Source organism: Mesorhizobium bavaricum, from assembly GCF_056781655.1.
This window is the reverse complement of sequence record NZ_CM165566.1, coordinates 3,723,702-3,749,362: the sequence shown is the minus strand read 5'-3', so window position 1 is coordinate 3,749,362 and position 25,661 is coordinate 3,723,702. Positions and strand designations below refer to the sequence as shown.

General features: G+C 62.9%; 22 protein-coding genes, 1 tRNA gene and 1 pseudogene. 3 read left to right on the top strand and 21 right to left on the bottom strand.

Annotated elements, in window-relative coordinates:
* Positions 1-8: 8 nt before the first annotated feature.
* A pseudogene (locus tag AC1RZR_RS18375) lies at positions 9-110 on the top strand (succinate--CoA ligase subunit alpha); the annotation flags it as partial.
* 172 nt (positions 111-282) lie between these two features.
* Here AC1RZR_RS18375 and AC1RZR_RS18370 read toward each other — a convergent pair.
* A tRNA-Leu gene (locus tag AC1RZR_RS18370) sits at positions 283-367 on the bottom strand.
* Between the two features lie 237 nt (positions 368-604).
* Here AC1RZR_RS18370 and lipB point away from each other — a divergent pair.
* Positions 605-1,348, top strand: coding sequence for a lipoyl(octanoyl) transferase LipB (gene lipB, locus AC1RZR_RS18365; RefSeq protein WP_481825520.1), 744 nt, complete (start codon positions 605-607; stop codon positions 1,346-1,348).
* A gap of 21 nt (positions 1,349-1,369) precedes the next feature.
* On the opposite strand, the gene AC1RZR_RS18360 is transcribed toward lipB, so the two are convergent.
* The 6 genes from AC1RZR_RS18360 to mce all read right to left on the bottom strand — a co-directional run bounded on the left by AC1RZR_RS18360 (position 1,370) and on the right by mce (position 7,754).
* Positions 1,370-2,620: a site-2 protease family protein gene (locus AC1RZR_RS18360; RefSeq protein WP_481825519.1), complete on the bottom strand. Its 1,251-nt coding sequence runs from the start codon at positions 2,618-2,620 to the stop codon at positions 1,370-1,372.
* A 520-nt stretch (positions 2,621-3,140) separates the two neighbouring features.
* Entirely contained in the window at positions 3,141-3,833 is a 693-nt protein-coding gene (locus tag AC1RZR_RS18355) for an ABC transporter ATP-binding protein (protein WP_184873474.1), read from the bottom strand.
* Positions 3,830-5,116: a lipoprotein-releasing ABC transporter permease subunit gene (locus tag AC1RZR_RS18350; RefSeq protein WP_481825518.1), complete on the bottom strand. Its 1,287-nt coding sequence runs from the start codon at positions 5,114-5,116 to the stop codon at positions 3,830-3,832. Before AC1RZR_RS18350 ends, AC1RZR_RS18355 begins: the two co-directional genes overlap by 4 nt.
* Positions 5,113-6,441 (bottom strand): proline--tRNA ligase, encoded by a 1,329-nt coding sequence (gene proS / locus AC1RZR_RS18345; RefSeq protein WP_481825517.1) that lies wholly within the window; start codon positions 6,439-6,441, stop codon positions 5,113-5,115. The genes AC1RZR_RS18350 and proS overlap by 4 nt, the downstream gene beginning before the upstream one ends.
* Before the next feature lie 627 nt (positions 6,442-7,068).
* Positions 7,069-7,353, bottom strand: a complete 285-nt coding sequence (locus tag AC1RZR_RS18340; RefSeq protein WP_481825516.1) for a DUF1467 family protein — start codon at positions 7,351-7,353, stop codon at positions 7,069-7,071.
* Entirely contained in the window at positions 7,350-7,754 is a 405-nt protein-coding gene (mce, locus tag AC1RZR_RS18335) for a methylmalonyl-CoA epimerase (protein ID WP_481825515.1), read from the bottom strand. Before mce ends, AC1RZR_RS18340 begins: the two co-directional genes overlap by 4 nt.
* Positions 7,755-7,942: 188 nt before the next feature.
* Here mce and AC1RZR_RS18330 point away from each other — a divergent pair, with 188 nt between their 5' ends.
* The gene (locus AC1RZR_RS18330) at positions 7,943-8,806 is read left to right on the top strand and encodes an MBL fold metallo-hydrolase (protein ID WP_481825514.1); all 864 of its coding nucleotides are present in this window, start codon (positions 7,943-7,945) and stop codon (positions 8,804-8,806) included.
* Positions 8,807-8,822: 16 nt separating this feature from the next.
* On the opposite strand, the gene AC1RZR_RS18325 is transcribed toward AC1RZR_RS18330, so the two are convergent.
* The 14 genes from AC1RZR_RS18325 to AC1RZR_RS18260 all read right to left on the bottom strand — a co-directional run bounded on the left by AC1RZR_RS18325 (position 8,823) and on the right by AC1RZR_RS18260 (position 25,659).
* The gene (locus AC1RZR_RS18325) at positions 8,823-10,493 is read right to left on the bottom strand and encodes a ribonuclease J (protein ID WP_379096315.1); all 1,671 of its coding nucleotides are present in this window, start codon (positions 10,491-10,493) and stop codon (positions 8,823-8,825) included.
* 34 nt (positions 10,494-10,527) lie between these two features.
* Positions 10,528-11,349, bottom strand: coding sequence for a biotin--[acetyl-CoA-carboxylase] ligase (locus AC1RZR_RS18320; protein ID WP_477274858.1), 822 nt, complete (start codon positions 11,347-11,349; stop codon positions 10,528-10,530).
* Positions 11,350-11,354: 5 nt separating this feature from the next.
* Positions 11,355-12,791: an NADH-quinone oxidoreductase subunit NuoN gene (gene nuoN / locus AC1RZR_RS18315; protein WP_481825513.1), complete on the bottom strand. Its 1,437-nt coding sequence runs from the start codon at positions 12,789-12,791 to the stop codon at positions 11,355-11,357.
* Between the two features lie 18 nt (positions 12,792-12,809).
* On the bottom strand, positions 12,810-14,315 hold the full coding sequence (locus AC1RZR_RS18310) for an NADH-quinone oxidoreductase subunit M (protein ID WP_477274854.1): 1,506 nt from the start codon (positions 14,313-14,315) through the stop codon (positions 12,810-12,812).
* Positions 14,315-16,288: an NADH-quinone oxidoreductase subunit L gene (nuoL, locus tag AC1RZR_RS18305; RefSeq protein WP_481825512.1), complete on the bottom strand. Its 1,974-nt coding sequence runs from the start codon at positions 16,286-16,288 to the stop codon at positions 14,315-14,317. The genes AC1RZR_RS18310 and nuoL overlap by 1 nt, the downstream gene beginning before the upstream one ends.
* 10 nt (positions 16,289-16,298) lie before the next feature.
* The gene (gene nuoK, locus AC1RZR_RS18300; protein WP_019858930.1) at positions 16,299-16,607 is read right to left on the bottom strand and encodes an NADH-quinone oxidoreductase subunit NuoK; all 309 of its coding nucleotides are present in this window, start codon (positions 16,605-16,607) and stop codon (positions 16,299-16,301) included.
* A 1-nt stretch (position 16,608) separates the two neighbouring features.
* Positions 16,609-17,229 (bottom strand): NADH-quinone oxidoreductase subunit J, encoded by a 621-nt coding sequence (locus AC1RZR_RS18295; protein WP_477274850.1) that lies wholly within the window; start codon positions 17,227-17,229, stop codon positions 16,609-16,611.
* Positions 17,230-17,356: 127 nt separating this feature from the next.
* A complete protein-coding gene (gene nuoI / locus AC1RZR_RS18290; protein WP_023812382.1) occupies positions 17,357-17,848 on the bottom strand; it encodes an NADH-quinone oxidoreductase subunit NuoI in 492 nt (163 codons plus the stop codon).
* Entirely contained in the window at positions 17,848-18,891 is a 1,044-nt protein-coding gene (gene nuoH, locus AC1RZR_RS18285) for an NADH-quinone oxidoreductase subunit NuoH (RefSeq protein WP_481825511.1), read from the bottom strand. Before nuoH ends, nuoI begins: the two co-directional genes overlap by 1 nt.
* A 2-nt stretch (positions 18,892-18,893) precedes the next feature.
* Positions 18,894-20,975: an NADH-quinone oxidoreductase subunit NuoG gene (nuoG, locus tag AC1RZR_RS18280; protein WP_481825510.1), complete on the bottom strand. Its 2,082-nt coding sequence runs from the start codon at positions 20,973-20,975 to the stop codon at positions 18,894-18,896.
* A gap of 73 nt (positions 20,976-21,048) precedes the next feature.
* Entirely contained in the window at positions 21,049-21,744 is a 696-nt protein-coding gene (locus tag AC1RZR_RS18275; RefSeq protein WP_481825509.1) for a helix-hairpin-helix domain-containing protein, read from the bottom strand.
* Between the two features lie 101 nt (positions 21,745-21,845).
* Positions 21,846-23,150, bottom strand: coding sequence for an NADH-quinone oxidoreductase subunit NuoF (gene nuoF, locus AC1RZR_RS18270; protein ID WP_477274842.1), 1,305 nt, complete (start codon positions 23,148-23,150; stop codon positions 21,846-21,848).
* 10 nt (positions 23,151-23,160) lie between these two features.
* On the bottom strand, positions 23,161-24,468 hold the full coding sequence (locus AC1RZR_RS18265) for an NADH-quinone oxidoreductase subunit E (RefSeq protein WP_481825508.1): 1,308 nt from the start codon (positions 24,466-24,468) through the stop codon (positions 23,161-23,163).
* Positions 24,469-25,659 carry an NADH-quinone oxidoreductase subunit D gene (locus tag AC1RZR_RS18260; protein WP_379025246.1) on the bottom strand — a complete coding sequence of 397 codons (1,191 nt, stop codon included), beginning with the start codon at positions 25,657-25,659 and terminating at the stop codon, positions 24,469-24,471.
* Positions 25,660-25,661: the final 2 nt, after the last annotated feature.

The window sequence follows — 25,661 nt, the reverse complement described above, 5'->3', positions numbered from 1 at the left end:
CGACCTACGAGTCGGCGCAGGAAAAGGTCGAAATCCTGAAAGAGGTCATCGTACCGACGCCATCCTCCTTCGGGGAAGTCGTGGCCGATACTCTGGCCCGGATGAAGAGGCCGCCTGATTGCCACGATCACGCCGGGCTTCCGGGGCAACTGAAAAAACGAAGCGGCGGCGGGTCTGAATGACGCGCTGCCGCTGCCGTTTCGATCCTCGGGAAGCCTTGTGACCACGACGTGCCGTCGCTTGCCGACCCGGCTCGCCAGAAGCAATCTGTCAGGGAAATTTTGGTGCGGTCGAGAAGACTCGAACTTCCACGGGTTGCCCCACAGCGACCTCAACGCTGCGCGTCTACCAATTCCGCCACGACCGCACGTGGTAGGAGCCGGAACCGACCGGCTCGCGGCGTGTAGCAAATCGTTTCCGGCGAAACAAGTGCGCGGAACGCAATAATCTCCACCGATTGGCACAACGCTCCACAGGATTGGAATGTTGGGCCGGAACTGGACGTTTCGGCCTGATATCGCCATATGGAAGGCAAATGCATGTCGCCCGAAAGTGCAAGGCGGTTTTGGGATCACGACATGCATAAACGAAAAAACGAAAAGCCATGCCAGAACGCAGCCAGATTGCCACGTCGTTCCTGCCGCTTCCCGGTTCAGCACCGGTCGAATGGCGCATCGAGCCCGGCCTCACCGCCTATCCCGATGCGCTGGCCTTCATGGAGACGCGGGCCGAGGCGATCCGAAGCGGCGCCGCCGGCGAGATGGTCTGGCTGGTCGAACATCCGCCGCTCTACACGGCCGGCACCAGCGCCCGCAGCGAGGACCTGATCGACGCCAACCGCTTCCCGGTGTTTTCGGCAGGACGCGGCGGCGAATACACCTATCATGGGCCGGGTCAGCGGGTCGCCTATGTGATGCTCGACCTGAAGCGGCGGCGCGAGGATGTCCGCGCCTTTGTCGCCGCGCTCGAACAATGGATCATCGGCACGCTCGCCGCCTTCAACGTGCAGGGCGAGCGCCGCGAGGACCGGGTCGGCGTCTGGGTGGTGCGGCCGGATCGCCCTGCCCTGCCGGATGGCTCACCGGCCGAAGACAAGATCGCCGCAATAGGCATCCGGTTGCGCCGCTGGGTGAGCTTTCACGGCATCGCCATCAATGTCGAACCGGATCTCGACCATTTCGGCGGCATCGTGCCGTGCGGCGTGCAAGACCACGGCGTCACCAGCCTCGTCGATCTCGGCCTTCCCATTGCGATGGCCGACCTCGACCTGGCCCTGAAATCCGCCTTCGAGGACGTGTTCGGTCCTGCCACGGCTTTGCCTGTCGAGGCCGCCCGCAAAGCCGGTTGAAGCTTTCTGATCCGGACAAGCTCAAATAAGCTGCGCGGACGCCCACAAGACGCCATAGCCATGGATGGCGAACACCGCCAGCAGCGCGCCGGCGATGACGAGGCGGTCGACGGTGCGGATTGGCTTCAGTTCGTGGCGCGGCTTGACCCCGCTGCTCATCGTCAGCAGGCTGAGGATTGAAAAGACCGCGCCCGCCGCGAGCAGAAAGCCGGGGGAAAAGCCGGCCTGCCGGCCAAGCGCAAGGAAGGCCGAAAGCAGAGAGAACGAGGCCACCGCCAGCACGATCGGCCCCGGGCAGATCTGGCGCAGCACCTGGCCGCCATCGAACTTCCAGACCGGCACCAGATTGGCGATGTTGAACAGGGCAGCAAAGCCCGCCAGCGCCGCCAGCAGCGTCGCCGCCAGGCGATGTCCCTCCGCCCCGGCAAAGGTGCTGGCGGCGATGACAACCGGCACCAGGAAGGCAGAAAAGCCGGCGCCCATCAACGCCACGAAGGCCACTTCGAAACGGCTGTCATACGGCCGCCCGCCAATGGCGATGCCGCCGAGCAGCGGGATGAAGATCATCCGCGCCTTGCTGTGACCCATCAGGCGAAACGCCGCCATGTGTCCGAGCTCGTGCAGGGCCACCACCGATGTCAAGATCGCGGCCAGCGCAAGCCCGCCGGGATGAAGACCGAAGAACGGCCACAGGATCAATGCCGACAGCGCGGCGAAGCCGACCTGGCTGAGCGGATGCTCGAACCAGCCGCCCTTGCGATACTGCCCGGTCCTTGCCCAGCGCTGCAGCTTGGAGAGTTCACGGCGCATGGCGAAATAGCGAAACACCAGGAAGGCTAAGCCGCGATAGCGATCGGTCTGGCCAAGCGTGACCCGCGTGCCGCTGCCTTCGGAAACGAGCTCGGTGGTCTCGCGGAAATCCTTCCAGAACGAGGTGTCGAGCGCGGTATCTTCGATAACCCGCATCGAGAACCGGTTGCCCTCGACAACGTCATCAAACTGCGACTTGCGCTCGATCGGCTTGCCGTCGCGTCCTTCCCAGGACAGCATGATGCGGGCCATGCCCTCCGCGTCCAGCGCCTCTGCCGAAAGAATCTCACCGGACCAGCCGGCGTCACTGCCGAGCGGCCACAGCGCCTGCCAGAGGCGCTGCCGGTCCATCGCTACCACGCGGCTGAGCCTGATCGTGCGCAAACCAAGCGGCACGGTCATCAAGAGAAAGATCAGTCCGAGATTGCTGGCCACGAGGATGACCGTGACGATGGGCGACACGCGACGCTGCTCCCTGTCCTGGAAGGCACACCCTAACGTCGCGGCGGCAAGAAAGGCTTAACGGCGGAACCGCTTCCCGATTGCGAGCCATCCGCATCAGCGCCGCAATGGAGGCATGGCGCCAAGGTCGAAGCCCCCTCTCCCCGTTCCTCACGGGGAGAGGGTTAAGGTGAGGAGTGGCGCGCCCGAGGGACGCTTACGTTCGCGCCACGTCCTCAACGCCAATTCACATGGCTCCGATCCAGATCGCCATGGAAATGAGAAAAGTGCTCATGCAAACCAGCGAGATGACATCCTGAACCAGATCGGTCATAACTCTCTCCTGTTGTTGATATGTTCGCAATTTGTTCTAATTTTGTTCGAATGTCAACGATCGGAATCCGGCTGTATCCCGAATTTCCGGGCGATCAGATCGGCAGGGTTAAGAAAAGGTTGAAGAGCGTGCGATGGGCCAACCGAATGGAATCACGCTCTGAAGGCGGGCTGTCCGCGAGCCCGCCAGGTCCTGTCCAGGTTGAGGTCAGCCCGAGCCGAGCGGCACCACTTTGCCATCGGCCAGTGTGACGCGCCGGTCCATGCGCGATGCCAGTTCGTGATTGTGGGTGGCGATCAGCGCCGCGAGGCCCGATTGCTTGACCAGCGCCGCCAGTGCCTCGAACACATAGGAGGCGGTGACCGGGTCGAGATTGCCGGTCGGCTCGTCGGCCAGCAGCACCAGCGGCGCATTGGCAACCGCACGGGCAATGGCGACTCGCTGCTGCTCGCCGCCGGAAAGCTCGGACGGACGGTGCGACGCGCGCTTGCCGATCTGCATATAGTCGAGCAGCTGTGCGGCGCGCTCGGACGCCTCCTTGCGGCTCAGCCCCTTGATCAGCTGCGGCATCATGATGTTTTCCAGCGCCGAGAATTCCGGCAGCAGGTGATGGAACTGATAGACGAAGCCGACATCGTTGCGGCGGATCGCCGTGCGCTCGTCATCGGAGAGCCGCCCGCAGGCACGGCCGGCCAGGATGACGTCGCCGGCGTCGGGACGTTCCAGCAGGCCGGCAGTGTGCAGCAGCGTCGACTTGCCGGTGCCTGACGGCGCCACCAGCGCCACCATCTCGCCGCGCTTCAGCGAGAAATCGGCGCCGTTGAGAATGGTGAGCTTGCGCGGCCCCTGGACGTAGTGCCGCTCGACGCTCTTCAGCTCGATAATGGCCTCGGCCATCATTCATACCTCAAGGCTTCGACGGGATCGAGCCGGGCGGCTCGCCACGCCGGAAACACCGTTGCCAGGAAGGACAACCCGAGCGCCATCAGGATGACATAGGTCGTCTCGCGCGGATCCATCTTCGCCGGCAGCTGGCTGAGGAAATAGAGCTCCGGGTTGAACAGAACCTTGCCGGTCATCCAGGAAAAGAACTGGCGGATGGATTCGATGTTGGTGCAGATCAACACGCCGAGCAGCACGCCGGCGATCGTGCCGGTCACGCCGATCGCCGCCCCCGTCATCAGGAAGATGCGCAGGATGGCGCCACGCGACGCCCCCATGGTGCGCAGGATGGCGATGTCATGCCCCTTGTCCTTCACCAGCATGATCAGGCCCGAAATGATGTTCAGCGCCGCCACCAGCACGATCAGCGTCAGGATCATGAACATGACGTTGCGCTCGACCTGCAGGGCGGAAAAGAAGGTCTCGTTGCGCTGGCGCCAGTCGACGAGGTCGATCGGCCGCTGTGCGGCCTCCTCCACCTTCGGCTTCAGCGCGTCGACGTCGTCGGGATTGTCGACATAGATCTCGATCGTCTGCGCCCGGCCGTCCATGTTGAAATAGAGCTGCGCCTCCGAAAACGGCATGTAGACGATGGAACTGTCATATTCCGACATGCCGACCTCGAAGATCGCTGCGATCTTGTAGCCCTTCATGCGCGGCGTCGTACCGAGCGGCGTCACATCGCCGTCGGGCGAAATCAAGGTGATGGTATCGCCGAGCGCCAGGCCGAGATTCTCGGCCATGCGCTTGCCGATGGCGACGCCCTCGCCAGTGTCGAAATCGGCGAGCGAGCCCTGCTTGACGTTGCTGGAGACGATGGCGATCTTGCCGAGATCCTCGCCGCGGATGCCGCGCACCAGCGCGCCGGTTCCGCCGCCGACATTGCCCTGCGCCAGCACCTGGCCGTCGATCAGCGGGATGGCGTATTTGACGCCGGGCACGCCGTTGATTCGGCCGGCGACCTGCGCATAGTCCTCAAGCGGCGAATCGAGCGGCTGCACGATCAGATGGCCGTTGACGCCGAGAATGCGCGTCAACAGCTCCGCCCGGAAGCCGTTCATCACTGCCATCACCACGATCAGCGTGGCGACCCCCAGCATGATGCCGAGGAAGGAGATCGAGGCGATCACCGAGATCACCGTCTCCTTGCGCCGCGAGCGCAGGTAGCGCCAGGCAACCATGCGCTCGAAGATGGAAAAGGGCCCGGCGCCCACCGTTCTTGCCGCCGCCACGTCGCTCATGCGGCGACACCGAAGCGTTTTTTCGCAGCGGCGATCGGCAGCGTCTCGCGCTCGCCGGTCTTGCGATTCTTGATCTCGATTTCGCCGCCAGCCACGCCGCGCGGCCCGACGATGACCTGCCAAGGCAGGCCGATCAGATCGGCGGTGGCGAACTTGCCACCCGGCCGCTGGTCGGTGTCGTCGTAAAGCACATCCTTGCCGGCGGCGACGAATGCGGCATGCAACTCGTCGCAGACGCGGTCGCACTCGGCGTCGCCCGCCTTCATGTTGATCAGTCCGATGTCGAACGGCGCCACCGCTTCCGGCCAGATGATACCGTTGTCGTCATGGCTGGCCTCGATGATCGCCGCGACCAGGCGCGACGGGCCGATGCCGTAGGAGCCGCCGGAGACGAAATGATCCTTGCCGTCAGGCCCGGTCACCTTGGCGCCCATCGGCTTGGAGTATTTGTCGCCGAAATGGAAGATGTGGCCGACCTCGATGCCGCGCGCCGAAACCTTGTCGGTGTCGCCGATCTTCTCCCACGCCGCTTCGTCATGCATCTCGTCGGTGGCGGCGTAAGGCGTCGTCCATGTCTTGACGATGTCGCCGATCTCGGCGTCGTTGGCGAAGTCGGTCTTCTCGCCGGGCACATCGAGCGAAAGATAGTCGCGATGGCAGTAGACCTGGCTCTCGCCGGTATCGGCAAGGATGATGAATTCATGGCTGAGATCGCCGCCGATCGGTCCGGTGTCGGCCCGCATCGGAATCGCTTGCAGACCCATGCGGGTGAAGGTCCGGAGGTAGGACACGAACATCCTGTTGTAGGCCGCCTTTGCACCCTCGAAGTCGAGGTCGAAGGAATAGGCGTCCTTCATCAGGAATTCGCGCGAACGCATGACGCCGAAACGCGGCCGCACTTCGTCGCGGAACTTCCACTGGATGTGGTAGAGATTGAGCGGCAGGTCCTTGTAGGACTTCACATAGGCGCGGACGATCTCGGTGACCACTTCCTCGTTGGTCGGACCATAAAGCATGTCGCGGTCCTGACGGTCCTTGATGCGCAGCATCTCCTTGCCGTAATCGTCATAGCGGCCGCTTTCGCGCCACAGATCCGCCGACTGGATGGTCGGCATCAGGATTTCCAGCGCACCGGCGCGGTTCTGCTCCTCGCGGATGATGCGGCAAACCTTGTCCAGTACCCGCTTGCCGAGTGGCAGCCACGAAAAACTGCCCTGCCCCTGCTGGCGGATCATGCCGGCGCGCAGCATCAGCCGGTGCGAGACGATTTCGGCCTCGCGCGGGTTTTCTTTGAGGATAGGCAGGAAATAGCGCGACAAACGCATGGACTGGTCCGTGAGTGAGGATGGCCGCGCGGGAATCGGCGCGACACGGGCTGCTTGCCCCGGCTTCATAGCCATTTCATGGCGGAATGGAAACCCGGACGCATCGGCCCGAAAATCGGAAACCGGTTTTTGGAAAGGCACGATGCGTGGGGGCGAAACTGTTGGAGCCCCATTGTGCGTCCCGCGGACGCGCGGCGCTCCAAGGCGCCGCAGTGCCGCGGCGTCTTACTGGTCGTTTCCCAAGCAAAGCCTGCCACACTATTGTGCAGTGCAGCACGAGAATGCCTGTTTCGAGGCAAAATTCTTCGTGACATTTTCATTCGCCTTAGGCTAGTGTGCCCCGATAACCGAGAGGGTAGAGAAAAATCTGCTCTCCTACGCGGTCAAAGTCTTGGGAGGATGCGATCTAGGCGCGGTTACTCGCTGCCGCCGGAAACCGGAAACAGATCGGACGCGTTTAAATTGCAAGGCCTCGTGCCTTGCATTTTTTTTGTGCAAACATCTGGTTAGCACCAAAAACTGACAAACCACTTGACCTTGCGTCAGCCGGCGCAAGACCAGAATCGCCGCGGCCTCAGGCGATGTCGTGTCGACTCGAATGCGCTGAAGCGCAGGCCTGAAAACGGTCTATTTCGTTGGGGTCTGGCTGAATTCCGGAATGATGTGCGGGACCTCGTCGAGGCTATATCCCAAGCCTTTCGTCAGGCCATAGAAAATGCCCATGAGAACCGCCGTGGCGACGGTGGTGCGCAGGACGGCGCGCAGCATGTGCGGCCCGCGCGGCGCACTTGGAACCGTGCCCAGCGTGACATTGTGATCGTCCTCCTGTGTCCTGACGCTGAACGGCAGCACGACGAACAGCACGATCCACCAGGTGGCGAAGAATAGTGCGGTGAACGAAACCCAGCTCATGATTGCTCCAGTTCGATCAGCGTACCGAAGAAATCCTTCGGATGCAGGAACAGCACTGGCTTGCCATGCGCACCTAGCCTCGGGTTGCCGTCTCCCAGCACCCGCGCGCCGGCAGCCTTGAGCTGATCGCGCGCGGCCAGGATGTCGTCGACCTCATAGCAAAGGTGGTGCATGCCGCCGGAAGGGTTCTTCTCCAGGAAGGCGGCGATCGGCGAGCCCTCGCCCAACGGCTCCAGAAGTTCGATCTTGGTGTTGCCGACATTGACGAACACCACGGTGACGCCGTGCTCCGGCAGTACCTGCGGCTCCGTCACTTCGGCACCGAGCGTGTTGCGATAGGCGGCAACGGCAGCAGTCAGGTCCGGCACCGCAAGCGCGACATGGTTCAGGCGTCCGAGCATATCCGAGCTTTCCCTCCCGGGTCCAATGGCTGGCGTCATACGTCAAATCGACTGATATCAACAGCCTTTCACGAGGCGCGCACTGTCGCACTTTGATGAGCAGTCTTCGAACTCCCTCGAACGAGCAGAGGGATTTCAAAATCACGACCCAGGCTATTCCGATCGACAACTGCGAAGTACAAACGGCAATGTTCGACACCCACCCTGCTCGCCCACGCGTTTTCACGTTCAGCCTTGGCTCCTTCAAAGTTGCCGCTTTGCTCGATGCCGTCGATGTTCGCGACAACCTTGCGTCGGCCCTGGCACCTGGACAGTCGCCAACCGCAGTGCATGAACTCGCCGTCTCGAACTTCATCGACCGCGATCGCTACGAACACTGCTTCATCCCAACGCTGATCGACACCGGTTCCGAAAAGATCCTGTTCGACACCGGATGCGGAGACGCGGACAGTTCACTCCTGGAATGCCTGCAGGACCTTGGGCTCGGACCGGGTGACATTGATGTGGTGATTATCACCCACGGGCACCCGGATCACATCGGAGGGCTCGTGAAGAATGGCGAACCCGTTTTTCGACGGGCACGCTATGTATTCGGCGCAGCGGAATTCAGCTTCTGGACCGGGGGAAATGCAGTGCGCGAGGCCAGGTTGGCCAACCGTGATCTATTCAGACGAATCTGCAGCAGCCTTACAGACCAGGTGACATTCATAGCGCCAGGAGATGAGGTTGTGCCAGGCATTACCGCCATCGACGCGGCCGGTCATTCCCCCGGGCTCCTGGCGTTTCTCGTCGAAAGCGACGGCCAGCAATTGCTCATCTGGTCGGACGCCTTCCTGCATTATGTCGTGTCAGTCCAACGGCCGGAGTGGCGTGCTGATCTGGATGACGACAAGGACCAAGCCGTCGAAACCCGCAAGCGACTGCTCAACATGGCCGTAGAGCGACGTCTGCTGGTCGCCGGCCATCACATGCCATTTCCGGGTCTGGGCTATATCGAATCGGTGGACGGTTCTGTTCGCTGGCTTCCCGTCAGCTACCAGTTGAACGTCTAGGGAACGGCTGCCACCCTCACCGCGTGACGAACACAGTTACCAGCGGTTTCTTGCCCCAAGCTTCGTTGGCGGCGCCGCGCACGGCGCGCCGTACCGCCTCTTGCACCAGGTCGAGATCCTTTCGGCGCTGACGGGGGATCGAATCCACCGCGCCGACCGCCGCATCGATCATCAGATCCTCAAGCGTCTCACCGCCGGCATCGGCTTCGGCGACACCGATGGCGACCAGATCAGGGTCACCGGCAAGTTCATATTTGTCGTCGAGCACGACATTAACCGCGACATGGCCGGCAAAGGACAGTTTGCGCCGGTCGCGAATGCCCATCGCCTGATCGGTCCCGATCAGGTTGCCGTCCTTGTAGATGCGGCCGAACGGCACCTGGTCGATTATGGTGGCAGGACCGGGCGCAAGCCTCAGCATATCGCCGTCGCGCACCTGCGCCACCTGGCCGATGCCGGAGGTAGACATCAGCGACCCCTGCGCCACCAGATGCGCTGCCTCGCCATGCACGGGAACGCCGATCTGCGGCCGCACCCATTCGTACATCTTGCGCAATTCGCTGCGCCGTGGGTGGCCGGAGACATGCACCAGCGCATCGCCATCCTCTATGATCTTGATACCGAGGTCGATCAGGCGGTTCTTGATCTCGAGGATCGCCTTCTCATTGCCGGGAATCGTGCGCGAGGAAAACACCACAGTGTCGCCGGCCGTCAGCGACACCGACTTCATCTCTTCGCGCGACAGCTTGGCAAGTGCTGCCAAAGGCTCGCCCTGGCTGCCGGTACAGATGATGACCAGGTTTTCGCGCGGGATGAAGCCAAAATCCTCCTCGGCGATGAACTCCGGCAGCCCGTCCATGTAGCCGAGTTCATCGGCGACATCGATGACCCGCTTCAGCGAGCGGCCAAGCACCAGGCACTGGCGGCCTGCATCGCGCGCCGCCTTGGCAATGGAAACGATGCGGCCGACATTGGAGGAGAAAGTGGTGACGGCGACGCGGCCCTTGGCAGCCTGGATGACGCCCTTCAGTCCCTCGCCGACGGCGACTTCCGAGGGCGACTCCCCTTCCCGCAGCGCATTGGTCGAATCGCAGATCAGCGCCAGGACGCCCTTGTCGCCATAGGCGCGGAAACGCGCCTCGTCGGTTTTCGGGCCGATCGTCGGTTCCGGATCGATCTTCCAGTCACCGGTATGGATGACGGTGCCGGCTGGCGAGGTGATCGCCAGCGACATCGGCTCGGGGATCGAGTGTGCGACCGGGATAGCCTCGATCTCGAACGGACCGACGGTGAATTTCTCGCCCGCCCGGTAAATCGTAAGCGGTATCTTCGGCGCGCCCTGCTCGCCCTGCCGCTTGGCCTCCAGCAGACCGGCGCTGAACGGCGTCATCCACACCGGCGCCTTCAGCTTCGGCCAGGTGTCGAGCAGCGCACCGTAATGGTCTTCATGCGCATGCGTGATGATGATGCCGCGCAGATTGGCGAGGTTCTCCTCGATGAAGCGCGTGTCGGGCAACACCAGGTCGACCCCGGGCAGACTGGCATCTGGGAAGGTCACGCCGACATCGATGACGATCCACTCTCGCGCGCTGGGCGGGCCGTAGCCGTAGAGGGCGAAGTTCATGCCGATCTCGCCAACGCCGCCGAGCGGCACGAACACGAGTTCGGCGTTTTCCGCTTTCGCCATGATTTTTCCCTTCCTGGCCCTCAGGCCAAGCCCCTTAGACCCTGGCCGACGCGACTGCGCCAAAATGCACGTCGCCGGCGGCAATCGTCAAAACCGAACCTTCATCGTCGCGAATCACAAAACGGCAGTCCTCGTCAATGGTTTCAAACACCCCACGCACCACATTACCGTCAATTCTGACAGCAACCTCGCCGCCAAGTCCCGCTGCGCGTGCCAGCCAGCGTCGCCTGACGGCGGCAAGTCCGCGCCCTTCGTCCCACAACCGGGCATTCTCGCTCCAGGCATCCGACAGCGCCAGAAACAGCGTTTCCGCATCGCATGTCGCGCCCAGTGCGCGCAATGATGTTGCCGGATAAGGCAAATCCTCGGGATAAGCCACAACATTGACGCCAATGCCGACAGCCACCGCGAAGCGGCCGCCGTCCAGGATCGCCGATTCCAGCAGGATGCCGGCCAGCTTGGCGTCGGAGGCAAGCACGTCGTTCGGCCATTTCAGTTCGAAACGGCTTTTTCCGGCGCTTGCGCCATCGAGGCCGATGGCGATTCGACCCTTCGGCACCACGGCGTCGAGTGCATCGGCTAGCGCCAGCCCGGCGACGAAGCCAAGCGTTGCGGCAAGGCGAAGCTCGGCAGTGGTCATGACAAGCAGTGTCGCCGCCAGATTGCCCTCGGGCGTCGCCCAGACGCGACCGCGCCGTCCGCGCCCGCTTTCCTGCTTCTTGGAGACGACCCACAGTCTGCCCGGGTCGCCTGCCCGGGCATGGTCCAGCGCCAGCGCATTGGTGGAACCGACGCTGTCATGCGCCTCGAGCCGGAACCCTTCCGACGCCGAGGTTGGAGCCAGCCGAAATGCCATGCCGTCTAGAAAAATGTCTTGGCGGCGGCTTCGGCATAGGTGCCGATCGGCCCGCCGATCAGCACATAGAACAGCACGAAGGCGCCACTGACGCCGAGCACGAGGCGCAGTTCCGTCGCCATCGGCACGAAGCCGCCGACCGGCTCGTCGAACCACATGATCTTGATGATGCGCAGATAGTAATAGGCGCCCACCACCGAGGCCAGAACGCCGATGATCGCCAGCGCGTAGAGGTTGGCGTTGATGGCGGCGAGGAAGACATACCATTTCCCCCAGAAGCCGGCGAGCGGCGGAATGCCGGCCAGCGAGAACATCAGGATGGTCAGGATCGTTGCCATGATCGGGTTGGTCGACGACAGGCCGGCCAGATCGCTGATCTGTTCGACATTGCCTTCCTTGCGCCGCATGGCGAGGATGAAGGCGAAGGTGCCGAGCGTCATTACCAGATAGATCAGCATGTAGATGGCAACGCCACGCACGCCCGCCTGACTGTTGGCGGCAAGGCCGACCAGCGCATAGCCCATGTGGCCGATCGACGAATAGGCCATCAGTCGCTTGATGTTGGTCTGGCCGATCGCCGCGAAGGCGCCGAGCGCCATCGAGGCGATCGAGATGAAGACGATGATCTGCTGCCAGTCGGAGGCGATCGGCTTGAACGCGCCCATGGTGACACGCACCATCAGCGCCATCGCCGCCATCTTGGGTGCAGCCGCCAGGAAGGCCGTCACCGGCGTCGGCGCGCCTTCGTAGACGTCGGGCGTCCACATATGGAACGGCACCGCCGAGATCTTGAAGGCAAGGCCGGCCAGCACGAAGACGAGGCCGAAAACCAGGCCGAGCTGGCGCTCGCCGCTGCCCAGCGCAGAAGCGATCTCCTGGAAGCCGGTGTTGCCGGTGTAACCGTAGACCAGACTGATGCCGTAGAGCAGCATGCCCGACGACAGCGCGCCGAGGACGAAATATTTGAGGCCGGCTTCGGTCGAACGCAGATTGTCGCGGTTGATCGCGCACAGCACGTAGATCGCCAGCGATTGCAGTTCGAGGCCGAGATAGAGCCCGATCATGCTGTTGGCCGAGATCATCAGCATCATGCCGAGCGTGCTGAGCAGCACAAGCACCGGATATTCGAACTTGTCGAAATGCTCCGCCTTGGCAAAGCGCATCGACATCACCAGCGTCACCGCCGAGCCGGTCAGCGCCAACACCTTCATGAAGCGGGCGAAGGAGTCCTGGATGAAGGCGTTGCCATAGGCACTGCCCTGTCCGACATGGAAGATCAGCCAGGCGCCAGCAATCACCAGCACGGCAACGGCAAGGCCGGTTACGGTGTTGGCGGTGTTGGCACGCGAATAGGCGCCAACCATCAGCAGCGCCAGGGCACCGATGGCAAGGATGAGCTCTGGCGTCGAAAGCGACAGGCTGGAGAGAAGGTCCGGCGTCATGGTTCGCAAAACCCCTGGTCAGTTCGCCGCCGCGGTTTGCGCGGCGCCGATGGATGCAGTGACATTGGTGACGAGCGACTTGACCGATTCGGCCGTCGCGTCGAAGACGGGCGCGGGATAGACGCCGAAGAAGATGACCAGCACGACCAGCGGGTAGATGATCACCTTCTCGCGCGGCGACAGATCCAGCAGGCCCTTCAGGCTGTCCTTGGTCAGCGCGCCGAAGATCACCCGACGATAGAGCCAGAGCGCGTAGGCCGCCGACAGGATGACGCCGGTGGCGGCGAAGAACGCCACCCAGGTGTTGACGCGGAACACGCCCAGCATGGTCAGGAACTCGCCGACGAAACCGCTGGTGCCGGGCAGGCCGACATTGGCCATGGTGAAGATCAGGAACACCGTGGCGTATTTCGGCATGTTGTTGACCAGGCCGCCATAGGCGGCGATCTCACGCGTGTGCATGCGGTCATAGATGACGCCGACACACAGGAAGAGCGCGCCGGAGACGAGGCCGTGGCTGAGCATCTGGAAGATGGCGCCCTGCACACCTTCCTGGTTCATGGCGAAGATGCCCATGGTGACGAAACCCATATGGGCGACCGACGAATAGGCGATCAGCTTCTTCATGTCCTCCTGCATCAGCGCCACCAGCGAGGTGTAGATGATGGCGACGACCGACAGTGTGAACACCAGCGGCGCGAACATTTCCGACGCCAGCGGGAACATCGGCAGCGAGAAGCGCAGGAAGCCGTACCCACCCATCTTAAGCAGGATTGCGGCCAGGATCACCGAGCCTGCCGTCGGCGCTTCGACGTGCGCGTCGGGCAGCCAGGTGTGCACCGGCCACATCGGCATCTTCACCGCGAAGGAGGCGAAGAAGGCGAGCCATAGCCAGGTCTGCATGTTGGCCGGGAAATTGTGCGTCAGAAGCGTCGGAATGTCTGTCGTGCCGGACTGATAGAACATCGCCATGATGGCGAGCAGCATCAGCACCGAGCCGGCCAGCGTATAGAGGAAGAACTTGAACGAGGCGTAGACGCGCCGCTTGCCGCCCCAGACGCCGATGATGATGAACATCGGGATCAGACCAGCCTCGAAGAAGACGTAGAACAGCACGATATCCAGCGCGCAGAACACGCCGATCATCAGCGTCTCGAGCAGCAGGAAGGCGATCATATAGGCCTTGACGCGCTTCTCGATCGCTTCCCACGACGCCAGGATGCAAAGCGGCATCAGGAAGGTCGTCAGGATGACGAACAGCATCGAGATGCCGTCGACACCCATATGGTAGGAGATGCCGGAGTCGAGCCAGGCAACCTTCTCGACAAACTGGAAACCGGCTTGCGAGTTGTCGAAGCCGGTCCAGATGAACAGCGAGATGATGAACGTGAACGTCGTCGTCAACAGCGCGATGGCGCGGATGTTTCGGCGCGCGTTTTCACTGTCATCGTTGATGAACAGGATGAGCAGCACACCAACCAGCGGCAGGAAGGTGACCAGCGAGAGGATTGGCCAGGCGGTCATCAGAGCATCATCCAGGTGACGAGTGCGGCAACGCCGATCAGCATGGCGAAGGCATAATGGTAGAGGTAGCCGGTCTGCAGCTTGACGACGCGGTTGGTGACATCGACGACTCGCGCCGAGACACCGTCCGGGCCGAGGCCATCGATGATGGTGCCGTCGCCGGTCTTCCACAGGAAATGGCCGAGGCGCTTGGCGGGCCGCACGAACAGGAAGTCGTAAAGCTCGTCGAAGTACCACTTGTTGAGCAGGAAGGCGTACAGCCCGCGATGATGGGCGGCCAGATTGACCGGCATGTCCGGCGAGCGGATGTAGAACTTCCAGGCCAGCGCGAAGCCGATCAGCATGGCGATGAAGGGCGACAGCTCGACCCACAGCGGCAGTTCGTGGATCTCGTGCAGTATGTGGTTGTCCGGTAGCGTGAACAGCGACGCCTTCCAGAATTCGGCATAGCCCTCGCCGATGAAGGCGCCGTGGAAGATGATGCCGGCAAATAGCGCGCCGGCGGCCAGGACGAACAGCGGCACCAGCATCACTGGCGGCGATTCATGGACGTGGTGCATCACCTCATGGCTCGCCCGTGGCTTGCCGTGAAAGGTCATGAAGATCAGCCGCCAGGAATAGAAGGAGGTGAAACAGGCGGCGATGACCAGGAGCACGAAGGCGAGGCCGGCGACTGAATTGTGGCTGGCAAAGGCGCTCTCGATGATGGCATCCTTGGAGAAGAAACCGGCGGTGCCGATGACCGTCACCGGGATGCCGACGCCGGTCAGCGCCAGCGTGCCGATCACCATCATCCAGTAGGTGGTCGGGATCAGCGACCTCAGGCCGCCCATCTTGCGCATGTCCTGCTCGTCGGAGACGGCATGAATGACCGAGCCCGAGCCGAGGAACAGCAGCGCCTTGAAGAAAGCATGCGTGAACAGGTGGAAGATCGCGGCACCGTAGGCGCCGACGCCGAGCGCGACGAACATGTAGCCGAGCTGCGAACAGGTCGAATAGGCGATGACGCGCTTGATGTCGTTCTGGACGAGACCGACGGTCGCGGCGAAGAAGGCGGTGAAGGCGCCGATGAAGGTGACGACCGTCAGCGCCGAATGCGACAGTTCGAACAGCGGCGACAGCCGCGCCAGCATGAACACGCCGGCGGTCACCATGGTGGCGGCATGGATCAGTGCCGAGACCGGCGTCGGGCCTTCCATGGCGTCCGGCAGCCAGGTGTGCAGCGGCACCTGCGCCGACTTGCCCATGGCGCCCATGAACAGGAGCAGGCAGACGATCGTCATGGCCGACTGTTTGTCCAGTGCATAACCCAGGAAGGTCAGCACGGCAGCACCTTGCGGCGCGCCTTCAGCCGGAATGAAGGTCGCCGCATTGGCGAAGATGGTGCCGAGATTGACCGAGCCAAACAGCACGAAGACGCCGAAAATGCCGAGCGCGAAGCCGAAATCGCCGACGCGGTTGACGACGAAGGCCTTGATGGCGGCGGCGTTGGCCGACGGCTTCTTGTACCAGAATCCGATCAGCAGGTAGGAGGCGAGGCCCACACCTTCCCAGCCGAAGAACATCTGCACCAGATTGTCGGCCGTCACCAGCATCAGCATGGCGAAGGTGAACAGCGAGAGATAGGCGAAGAAGCGCGGCCGGTTCGGATCGTGGTGCATGTAGCCGATCGAATAGACGTGGACCAGCGCCGACACGGTGTTGACCACCACCAGCATCACCACCGTCAGCGTGTCGATGCGCAGCGCCCAGGGCGCCTCCAATCCACCCGACTGGATCCAGCGCAGCACCGGCACGGTGAACACCTCGCCATGGCCGAAGCCGACGGTGAAGAAGGCGACCCACGACAGCACCGCGGCGATCACCAGGAAACCTGAGGTGATGTATTCGGATGCCTTGGCGCCAAGCGACGTGCCGAACAGGCCGACGATCAGGAAGCCGAGCAGGGGAAGGAAGACGATGGCCTGATACATGGTGGTTCCGTCAACCCTTCATCATGTTCACGTCTTCGACCGCGATCGAGCCGCGGTTGCGGAAGAAGACGACGAGAATGGCAAGTCCGATGGCAGCCTCGGCCGCCGCGACCGTCAGCACGAACAGCGCGAACACCTGGCCGACGAGGTCGCCGAGTGCGGCGGAGAAAGCGACGAAATTGATGTTGACCGCAAGCAGGATCAGTTCGACCGACATCAGGATGACGATGACGTTCTTGCGGTTCAAAAAGATGCCGAACACGCCCAGCGTGAACAGGATCGCCGATACGGTCAGATAATGTGCGATGCCGACGACCATCTCAGACTCCTTCGCCCGACTTCACCTTGCGGATTTCCATGCCGGTCGCCGCGGTGCGGCCGACCTGGGCTGATATCGACTGCCGCTTCACCCCTTCCTTGTGGCGCAGCGTCAGCACGATCGCGCCGATCATGGCGACCAGCAGCACGAGGCCCGAAATCTGGAAGTAGTAGAGGTAGTCGGTATAGAGGATGTCGCCGAGTGCGGCCGTATTCGTCCGCGTGGCGAGATCCGGGATCGGTTTCGACACCGTCGAGGCCAGCTGCGGCGCGAATGTATAGCCGCCGAGCACGACGATCAGCTCCGCCGCCAGGATCAGCCCAACCAGCGCGCCGATCGGTGCATACTGCAGCGCGCCTTCCTTCATCTCGGCGAAATCGACGTCAAGCATCATGACGACGAACAGGAACAGCACCATGACCGCGCCGACATAGACGACGAGCAGGATCATCGCCAGGAACTCGGCGCCCGTCAGCATGAACAGGCCGGCGGCGTTGAAGAAGGTCAGGATCAGGAACAGCACCGAATGCACGGGGTTGCGCGACGAAATGACCATGAACGCCGACGCCACCGCGACAAAGGCGAAGAGGTAGAAAAAGGCCGCCTCTAGTCCACTCAGCATGGGGTTCCCCCGGGTTCCTGTCCGGACCGGCTCTCGCCATGTCCGCTTCTGTGACTTGGTACCGCCTCCGGTTCCCAAGCCGCGTTGTCCTTAGACGAGGCCCCTCGCCCCGTCCATGCGTCAAATATCAGCGGTACGGCGAGTCCAGCGAGATGTTGCGCGCCAGTTCGCGCTCCCATCGGTCGCCATTCGCCAAAAGCTTGTCCTTGTCGTAGTAGAGTTCCTCGCGCGTCTCAGTCGCGAACTCGAAATTCGGCCCCTCGACGATAGCGTCGACCGGGCAGGCTTCCTGGCAGAAGCCGCAATAGATGCACTTCACCATGTCGATGTCGTAGCGCACCGTACGGCGGGTGCCGTCGTTGCGGCGCGGGCCGGCCTCGATGGTGATGGCCTGCGCCGGGCATATCGCCTCGCACAGCTTGCAGGCGATGCAGCGTTCCTCGCCATTGGGATAGCGGCGCAGCGCATGCTCGCCACGGAAGCGCGGGCTGGTCGGACCCTTCTCGTGCGGATAGTTGATCGTTTCCTTCGGCGCGAAGAACTGGCGCATCGACAGGAAGAAGGCGCTGACGAAATCCTGCAGCAGCAGCGATTTTGCGGCTTGGGACAAAGCGGACATCACGCAAACCCCGTGATCTTGAGGAAGGCGGCGGTGGCGACCACCATGAACAGCGAGATCGGAAGGAACACCTTCCAGCCGAGACGCATCAGCTGGTCGTAGCGGTAGCGCGGCACGAAGGCCTTCACCATGGAGATGCCGAAGAACACGAAGCAGACTTTCAGCACGAACCAGATAACGCCAGGCACCCAGGTGAACGGCGCAAAGTCGAAGGGCGGCAGCCAGCCGCCGAGGAACAGGATGGTGGCCAGCGCGCACATCAGCACGATGGCGACATATTCGCCGAGGAAGAACAGCAGGAACGGCGTCGATGAATATTCGACCATGTGGCCGGCGACCAGTTCCGATTCGGCTTCCACCAGGTCGAAGGGCGGGCGGTTGGTCTCGGCCAGCGCCGAGATGAAGAAGATGACGAACATCGGGAACAGCGACAGCCAGTGCCAGTCGAGGAAGCTGTTGGGCAGGCCGAGCTTCGTTCCCAGCCCATCCTGCTGCGACAAGACGATGTCGGACAGGTTGAGCGACCCGGCGCACAAAAGCACGGTGACGATGACGAAGCCAATCGAGACTTCGTAGGACACCATCTGCGCGGCCGAACGCAGCGCGCCGAGGAACGGATATTTCGAGTTGGACGCCCAGCCGCCCATGATCACGCCATAGACCTCGAGCGAGGAGATGGCGAAGACATAGAGGATGCCGACATTAACGTTGGCGATCGCCCAGCCCTGGTTGACCGGAATAACCGCCCAGGCCGAGATCGCCAGCACAGCCGAGACCAGCGGCGCCAAAAGGAACACGCCCTTGTTGGCGCCTGACGGGATCACCGGTTCCTTGAAGACGAACTTCAACAGATCGGCGAAGGCCTGCAATGTGCCCCAAGGGCCGACGACGTTCGGACCGCGGCGCAACTGCACCGCCGCCCAGATCTTGCGGTCGGCGTAGAGGATGTAGGCGACGAAGATCAGAAGCACGACGATCAGCACGACCGACTTGAGAAGGATCAGCAGCGCCGGCAGCACGTAGAAGGAGAAGAAAGTGTCCATGCTTATTCCGCCGCCTGCTTGAAGCCGCTCTTGGCCAGCGCCGAGCATTCCGCCATCACGGCCGATGCCCGCGCGATCGGGTTGGTCAGGTAGAAATCCTTGACCGGCGAGGTGAAGGTGCCCTTGTTCAGCCGCCCGCCGAGCTTCGCCACCTCAGTGATGTCCTCGGCATTGCCGGCCGCGACCTGATCGATGCGGGCCAGATGCGGGTATTCGCCATAGAGCTTCGCACGCAGCTGCGGCAGCGAATCGAACGGCAGCTTCTTGCCCAGCACATCCGACAGCGCCCGCAGGATCGCCCAGTCTTCGCGCGCATCGCCGGGCGCGAAGCCGGCGCGATTGGTCTGCTGCACGCGCCCTTCCGTGTTGACATAAGTGGCCGATTTTTCGGTGTAGGCTGCCGCCGGCAGGATGACGTTGGCGCGATGCGCGCCGTGATCGCCATGCGTGCCGATATAGACGACGAAGGCGCCGCCGGTCTTGCTCATGTCGATCTCGTCGGCGCCGAGCAGGAACAGCAGCTCCATCTCGCCCAGCATGCCGGCGACGTTCTTGCCGCCCTCGCCCGGCACGAAACCGAGATCGAGGCCGCCGACGCGGCCGGCCGCATTGTGCAGAACGGCAAAGCCGTTCCAGTCCGCCCTAGCGGCATTGACGGCGGCGGCGAGCTTTGCTGCCTGGCCGAGCACGGCCGCGCCATCGGCGCGCGCCAGTGCGCCTTGGCCGACAATGATCAGCGGATGCGTCGCCTTCTTCAGCGTCTGGAAGAACTTGCCGTTGCCGTCGGCCAGATCCTTCAGCGAGTCCGGTCCGACGCCCAGCTGTTCATAGTCGTAGCGAGTGTCGCCGACATCGCCGATGACGCCAACCGGCAGATTGCCGATCCGCCAGCGCTTGCGGATGCGGGCGTTGAGCACCGAAGCTTCGTAGCGCGGGTTGGCGCCGATGATCAGCACCGCGTCGGCCTGCTCGATGCCCTCGATGGTCGGATTGAAGATATAGCCCGCCCGGCCGAGCGCCGGATCGAGTGCGGCACCGTCCTGACGGCAGTCGGTGTTCTTCGAGCCGAGCGAAGCCATCAACAGCTTCAGCGCGTAGATTTCCTCGACCGCGGCGAGATCGCCTGAAATGGCGCCGATCTTCTCGGGTGCCGCCTTCGACACCGCGTCCTTGATCGCGGCAAAAGCCTCGGCCCAGCTCGCGGGAACCAGCTTGCCGTCCTTGCGCACATAGGGGCGGTCGAGGCGCTGCGTGCGCAGGCCGTCCCAGATGAAGCGGGTCTTGTCGGAGATCCACTCCTCGTTCACCTGCTCGTTGACGCGCGGCAGGATGCGCATCACTTCGCGGCCGCGGCTATCGACGCGGATCGCCGAGCCCACGGCGTCCATAACGTCGATGGATTCGGTCTTGGTCAGCTCCCACGGCCTCGCCTGGAAGGCGAACGGCTTGGAGGTCAACGCGCCGACCGGGCAAAGGTCGATGACATTGCCCTGCAGCTCCGAGGTCATCGCCTGTTCGAGATAGGTGGTGATCTCGGCGTCTTCGCCACGCCCGATCAGGCCAAGCTCGGAAATGCCGGCGACTTCCGTGGTGAAGCGGACGCAGCGCGTGCAATGGATGCAGCGGTTCATCACCGTCTTGACCAGCGGGCCGATATACTTGTCTTCGACCGCGCGCTTGTTCTCGTGATAGCGCGAGGAATCGACGCCGAAGGCCATCGCCTGGTCCTGCAGGTCGCATTCGCCGCCCTGGTCGCAGATCGGGCAATCCAGTGGATGGTTGATCAGCAGGAATTCCATCACGCCCTCGCGGGCTTTCTTGACCATCGGCGTGTTGGTGAAGATTTCCGGCGGCTCGCCGTTCGGGCCGGGACGCAGGTCGCGCACGCCCATGGCGCAGGAGGCCTGCGGCTTGGGCGGTCCGCCCTTCACCTCGATCAGGCACATGCGGCAGTTGCCGGCGATCGACAGCCGCTCGTGGAAGCAGAAGCGCGGCACTTCCGCGCCAGCGTCTTCCGCCGCCTGCAGCAGCGTGTAGTGGTCGGGTACAGTGATCTCTTTCCCGTCGACCTTGAGCTTTGCCATTCGCCTCAAACCCCTGCGGATTTCCCGCAATCTCTTGTCCCGGGCGCGGTCGAAACCGCAGCCGGCATTTCATTCATTTCCCGACGGCGAGTGCCGCAGCCTGGGCAGTCCAATCGTCACGGCCGATGCGGCCGGTGAGCGACAAATAGTCTTCGACCCAGGCAACCTCTTCCGGCGTCCATGCCGCGATCTGGGCATATGTCCAGATGCCCAGGCCATTGAGAACCCTCTCCAGCTTCGGGCCGACGCCCGATATCGCCTTGAGGTCGGAAGGATGCGCGGGCTTGTCCATGGCCTTTGGCTGCCTGAAATCCTCCGGCATCACCATGGCCGGAACCGCGCCCGCTATCGGGCCCGCATCGACCACCGGCACGGTGTCGGCGGCTTCCCTGGCTGCCATGTCGGTCACATCCTGCGCGAAGGATTGCGCTTCGGCGATCAGGGTCTTGGTCGCCGCGCGGGCTTTGGAAGCGTTCTTTTCCGTCTCCGAAAAGCGCTCGCTGCGCGCCTCGAAATCATCGACGATCGGCTGCAGCAGCCGTTGCGAGGCCTCGGTAGCCCCCGAAAGCGCGCCCAGCCAGACGCCGAAGGCGTGGTTGACGAGCCCGATGCCAAGCGCCGACATCGCTGCCGCACCGGCCACGGGGTGCGCGAGAAGGTTGACGGCACTCGCCATCTCCTTCGGCATCATCCTGGTCAGGTCCTGGTTCATCTTCTCGAGCTGGTCCAAATTGGGCATCAATGAGTAGGGTGTCGAATACGGCGCCATAGATATCTCCTGGTCGTTTGTTCGTTCGCCCCGCCCCGGTTGTCTCAAATCGGGCACTTGCCCGTATTTCGCTTCGGGCTTCGCCCGCAGTCACAAAGTCTCTATTCCGCCGCCACCATCACCGGCTCGGCCCGGTGCGCATTGCGCGAAAACTCATCGATGCGCCGTTCCACTTCGCCGCGGAAATGCCGCATCAGGCCCTGGATCGGCCATGCCGCCGCGTCGCCCAATGCGCAGATCGTGTGGCCCTCGACCTGCTTGGTGACGTCGAGCAGCATGTCGATCTCGCGCTTCTGCGCTTCGCCGCGAACCAGCCGCTCCATCACCCGCCACATCCAGCCGGTGCCTTCGCGGCACGGCGTGCACTGGCCGCAGCTCTCGTGCTTGTAGAAGTAGGAAAGCCGGGCGATCGCCTTCACGACGTCCGTCGACTTGTCCATGACGATGACAGCCGCCGTGCCGAGACCGGATTTGAGGTCGCGCAACGCGTCGAAATCCATCGGCGTGTCGATGATCTGTTCGGCCGGCACCAGTGGCACCGAAGCGCCTCCCGGAATGACCGCCAAGAGATTGTCCCAGCCGCCGCGAATGCCGCCACAATGCGTCTCGATCAGCTCGCGGAACGGGATCGACATCGCCTCTTCGACCGTGCACGGGTTGTTGACGTGGCCGGAGATGCAAAACAGTTTGGTGCCGACATTGTTGGGCCGGCCGAAGGACGAGAACCAGGCGGCGCCGCGGCGCAGGATGGTCGGCGCGACGGCGATCGATTCGACATTGTTGACCGTGGTCGGGCAGCCATAGAGGCCGACATTGGCGGGGAATGGCGGCTTCAGCCGCGGCTGGCCCTTCTTGCCCTCGAGGCTTTCGAGCAGCGCCGTCTCCTCGCCGCAGATATAGGCGCCAGCGCCGTGGTGCATGTAGATGTCGAAGTCATAACCGGACGTGTTGTTCTTGCCGATCAGCTTGGCTTCGTAGGCCTCGTCGATGGCGCGCTGCAGCGCCTCGCGTTCGCGGATGAACTCGCCGCGAACGTAGATGTAGGCGGCAACCGCGCCCATGGCGAAGCCGGCGAGCAGCGAGCCCTCGACCAGCGTGTGCGGGTCATTGCGCAGGATGTCGCGATCCTTGCAGGTGCCAGGTTCGGATTCGTCGGCATTGACGACGAGATAGCTCGGACGTCCGTCGCTCTGCTTGGGCATGAACGACCATTTCAGGCCCGTCGGGAAGCCGGCGCCACCACGGCCGCGCAGGCCTGAGGCCTTCATTTCGTTGACGATCCACTCGCGCCCCTTGGCGATGATGCCCGGCGTGTTGTCCCAGGCACCACGCGCCATCGCCCCGGCCAGCGACTTGTCGAAGAGGCCGTAGATGTTGTTGAAGATGCGGTCTTTGTCCTGAAGCATTTTTCGTCCCTCAGACCGGCTTCTTGCCGAAGACGCGGATGTATTCGGCGACGCCACCCTTGGCGAGCGCCTTGGCCTGCTTGACCCAGTCGTCGCGATCGATGCGGCCGTGGAAAGCGAGATAACCGTCCACCCAATCGCGCTCAGCCTTCTTCCAGGACGCAACCTGCGCAAAGGTGAAGATGCCCAGCGAATGCAGGACGCCCTCGATCTTGGGGCCAACGCCGGAGATCAGCTTGAGGTCGTCGACCAGCGCCGGCCTGTCGATGCCGGCCGGACGGTTCTTGTCCTCGAGCGACGGTTTGTCCGGCTTGGCAGCCTTCGCGGCTGGCGCCTTGACTTCCGGCGCCTTGAAGGCGGCTGCCGGCTCTGCCTTGGCCTTCGGACCATTGCGCTGCTTGGAAACTTTTTCGACTTCCGGTGCTGCCGTGTTGGCGTTGGCCGCGGAATGCAACGGCGCCGAGACGCTCGCCGCCTTTTCCGCCGCCGGCGCGACCTTGGTGGCCGAAGGCGTCTTCAACGCCGGGCTGGTTTCCGGCGCATCGGTCTTCGGCTTGCCGGCATTGGACGGCGCGACAGGGGCGGCCGGTGCCTGCGTCGCCGGAGCGACTGGCGCGGTTGCGGCTGCCGCAGCAGCCGGCGCCGCATTCTGGGCGGCCTTGGTCGCCGCCTTGGCTTCCTTGTCGCGCGTGCTCTTGAGAATTGCCTTTTCGCTGGTCAGCGTCGTCAGACCGGTGATCGGCTCCGACCCCGTACGGCCATCCTGCGGTCCAGGCGTCACCGAGGCGCCCTTGCCTGCTTCAAAGAGATCGATGATTTCGCCAAGCCGTTCCGGCGTCAAATCCTCGAACGTGTCCTTGAAGATCATCACCATCGGCGCGTTGACGCAGGCGCCAAGGCATTCGACCTCCTCCCACGACAAGGTACCCTTGGCATTGGTGTGGAACTGGTCGTGATGGATCTTCGAGCGGCACACATCCATCAGCGCTTCCGAGCCGCGCAGCATGCAGGGCGTGGTGCCGCAGACCTGGATGTGGGCGCGGGTACCGACCGGGCTCAGCTGGTATTGCGTGTAGAAGGTGGCGACCTCGAGCCCGCGGATACGGGGCATGCCGAGCATGTCGGAAATCGTCTCGATCGCCGCCTTGGTGACCCAGCCCTCCTGCTCCTGAGCTATCATCAGCAAGGGAATGATCGCCGACTGTTCACGGCCCTTGGGGTATTTCTTGATCCATTGCTTCGCCGCGGCCGCGTTCGCCCGGTTGAAGGCGAAGGATGCTGGCTGGACGCTGGCTTCTGCGAGACGGCGGACTGACATTTAGCGATCGACCTCACCAAACACGATGTCGAGGGAGCCGAGAACGGCGGTGACGTCGGCCAGCATGTGGCCGCGGCAGAGGAAATCCATGGCCTGCAGATGCGCGAAACCGGGCGCGCGCAGCTTGCAGCGGTACGGCTTGTTGGAGCCGTCGGAGACGAGATAGACGCCGAACTCGCCCTTCGGCGCTTCAACCGCCGCATAGACTTCGCCCGCCGGCACGCGGTAGCCCTCGGTGTAGAGCTTGAAGTGATGGATCAGCGCTTCCATCGAGCGCTTCATTGCCTGACGCTTCGGCGGCACCACCTTGCCGTCGAGGTTCGACACCGGGCCGGTGCTCTCCTTGCCGAGCAGAAGGTCGACGCACTGGCGCATGATCTTCGCCGACTGGCGCATTTCTTCCATGCGCACCAGATAGCGATCGAAACAGTCGCCGTTCTTGCCGATCGGAATGTCGAAATCCATTTCCGAATAGCATTCATAGGGCTGTGACTTGCGCAGGTCCCAGGGCGCGCCCGAGCCGCGTACCATCACGCCCGAAAAGCCCCAGGCCCAGGCATCGGCCAGCGAGACCGTGCCGATGTCGACATTGCGCTGCTTGAAGATGCGGTTGCCGGTGAGCAACTGATCGAGGTCGTCGATCGACTTCAGGAAGGGATCGATCCACTTGCCGATATCCTCGACCAGCTTCTGCGGCAGATCCTGATGCACGCCGCCAGGGCGGAAATAGGCCGCGTGCATGCGCGAGCCGGAGGCGCGCTCATAGAACACCATGAGCTTTTCGCGCTCGACGAAGCCCCACAGCGGCGGCGTCAGCGCGCCGACATCCATCGCCTGCGTCGTCACATTGAGGATGTGCGACATGATGCGCCCGATCTCGCAGTAGAGCACGCGGATCAGCTGGCCACGCTTCGGCACATCGATGCCGAGCAGGCGCTCGGCGGCCAGTGCGAAGGCATGCTCCTGGTTCATCGGCGCGCAATAATCGAGCCGGTCGAGATAAGGGATGGCTTGCAGGTAGGTCTTGGCCTCGATCAGCTTTTCCGTGCCGCGGTGCAGCAGGCCGATATGCGGATCGACGCGATCAACAACCTCGCCGTCGAGTTCGAGAACCAACCTCAAAACACCATGCGCTGCAGGGTGTTGAGGCCCAAAGTTGATGTTGAAATTGCGGACGGAGGTCTCAGCCATTC

Bases quoted from the DNA above. Each gene is read 5' to 3' on its own strand.
- lipB (WP_481825520.1), top strand. From the start codon at position 605: ATGCCAGAACGCAGCCAGATTGCCACGTCGTTCCTGCCGCTTCCCGGT.
- AC1RZR_RS18355 (WP_184873474.1), bottom strand. From the start codon at position 3,833: ATGATGGCCGAGGCCATTATCGAGCTGAAGAGCGTCGAGCGGCACTAC.
- AC1RZR_RS18350 (WP_481825518.1), bottom strand. From the start codon at position 5,116: ATGAGCGACGTGGCGGCGGCAAGAACGGTGGGCGCCGGGCCCTTTTCC.
- proS (WP_481825517.1), bottom strand. From the start codon at position 6,441: ATGCGTTTGTCGCGCTATTTCCTGCCTATCCTCAAAGAAAACCCGCGC.
- AC1RZR_RS18340 (WP_481825516.1), bottom strand. From the start codon at position 7,353: ATGAGCTGGGTTTCGTTCACCGCACTATTCTTCGCCACCTGGTGGATC.
- mce (WP_481825515.1), bottom strand. From the start codon at position 7,754: ATGCTCGGACGCCTGAACCATGTCGCGCTTGCGGTGCCGGACCTGACT.
- AC1RZR_RS18330 (WP_481825514.1), top strand. From the start codon at position 7,943: ATGTTCGACACCCACCCTGCTCGCCCACGCGTTTTCACGTTCAGCCTT.
- AC1RZR_RS18325 (WP_379096315.1), bottom strand. From the start codon at position 10,493: ATGGCGAAAGCGGAAAACGCCGAACTCGTGTTCGTGCCGCTCGGCGGC.
- AC1RZR_RS18320 (WP_477274858.1), bottom strand. From the start codon at position 11,349: ATGGCATTTCGGCTGGCTCCAACCTCGGCGTCGGAAGGGTTCCGGCTC.
- nuoN (WP_481825513.1), bottom strand. From the start codon at position 12,791: ATGACGCCGGACCTTCTCTCCAGCCTGTCGCTTTCGACGCCAGAGCTC.
- AC1RZR_RS18310 (WP_477274854.1), bottom strand. From the start codon at position 14,315: ATGACCGCCTGGCCAATCCTCTCGCTGGTCACCTTCCTGCCGCTGGTT.
- nuoL (WP_481825512.1), bottom strand. From the start codon at position 16,288: ATGTATCAGGCCATCGTCTTCCTTCCCCTGCTCGGCTTCCTGATCGTC.
- nuoK (WP_019858930.1), bottom strand. From the start codon at position 16,607: ATGGTCGTCGGCATCGCACATTATCTGACCGTATCGGCGATCCTGTTC.
- AC1RZR_RS18295 (WP_477274850.1), bottom strand. From the start codon at position 17,229: ATGCTGAGTGGACTAGAGGCGGCCTTTTTCTACCTCTTCGCCTTTGTC.
- nuoI (WP_023812382.1), bottom strand. From the start codon at position 17,848: ATGTCCGCTTTGTCCCAAGCCGCAAAATCGCTGCTGCTGCAGGATTTC.
- nuoH (WP_481825511.1), bottom strand. From the start codon at position 18,891: ATGGACACTTTCTTCTCCTTCTACGTGCTGCCGGCGCTGCTGATCCTT.
- nuoG (WP_481825510.1), bottom strand. From the start codon at position 20,975: ATGGCAAAGCTCAAGGTCGACGGGAAAGAGATCACTGTACCCGACCAC.
- AC1RZR_RS18275 (WP_481825509.1), bottom strand. From the start codon at position 21,744: ATGGCGCCGTATTCGACACCCTACTCATTGATGCCCAATTTGGACCAG.
- nuoF (WP_477274842.1), bottom strand. From the start codon at position 23,150: ATGCTTCAGGACAAAGACCGCATCTTCAACAACATCTACGGCCTCTTC.
- AC1RZR_RS18265 (WP_481825508.1), bottom strand. From the start codon at position 24,468: ATGTCAGTCCGCCGTCTCGCAGAAGCCAGCGTCCAGCCAGCATCCTTC.
- AC1RZR_RS18260 (WP_379025246.1), bottom strand. From the start codon at position 25,659: ATGGCTGAGACCTCCGTCCGCAATTTCAACATCAACTTTGGGCCTCAA.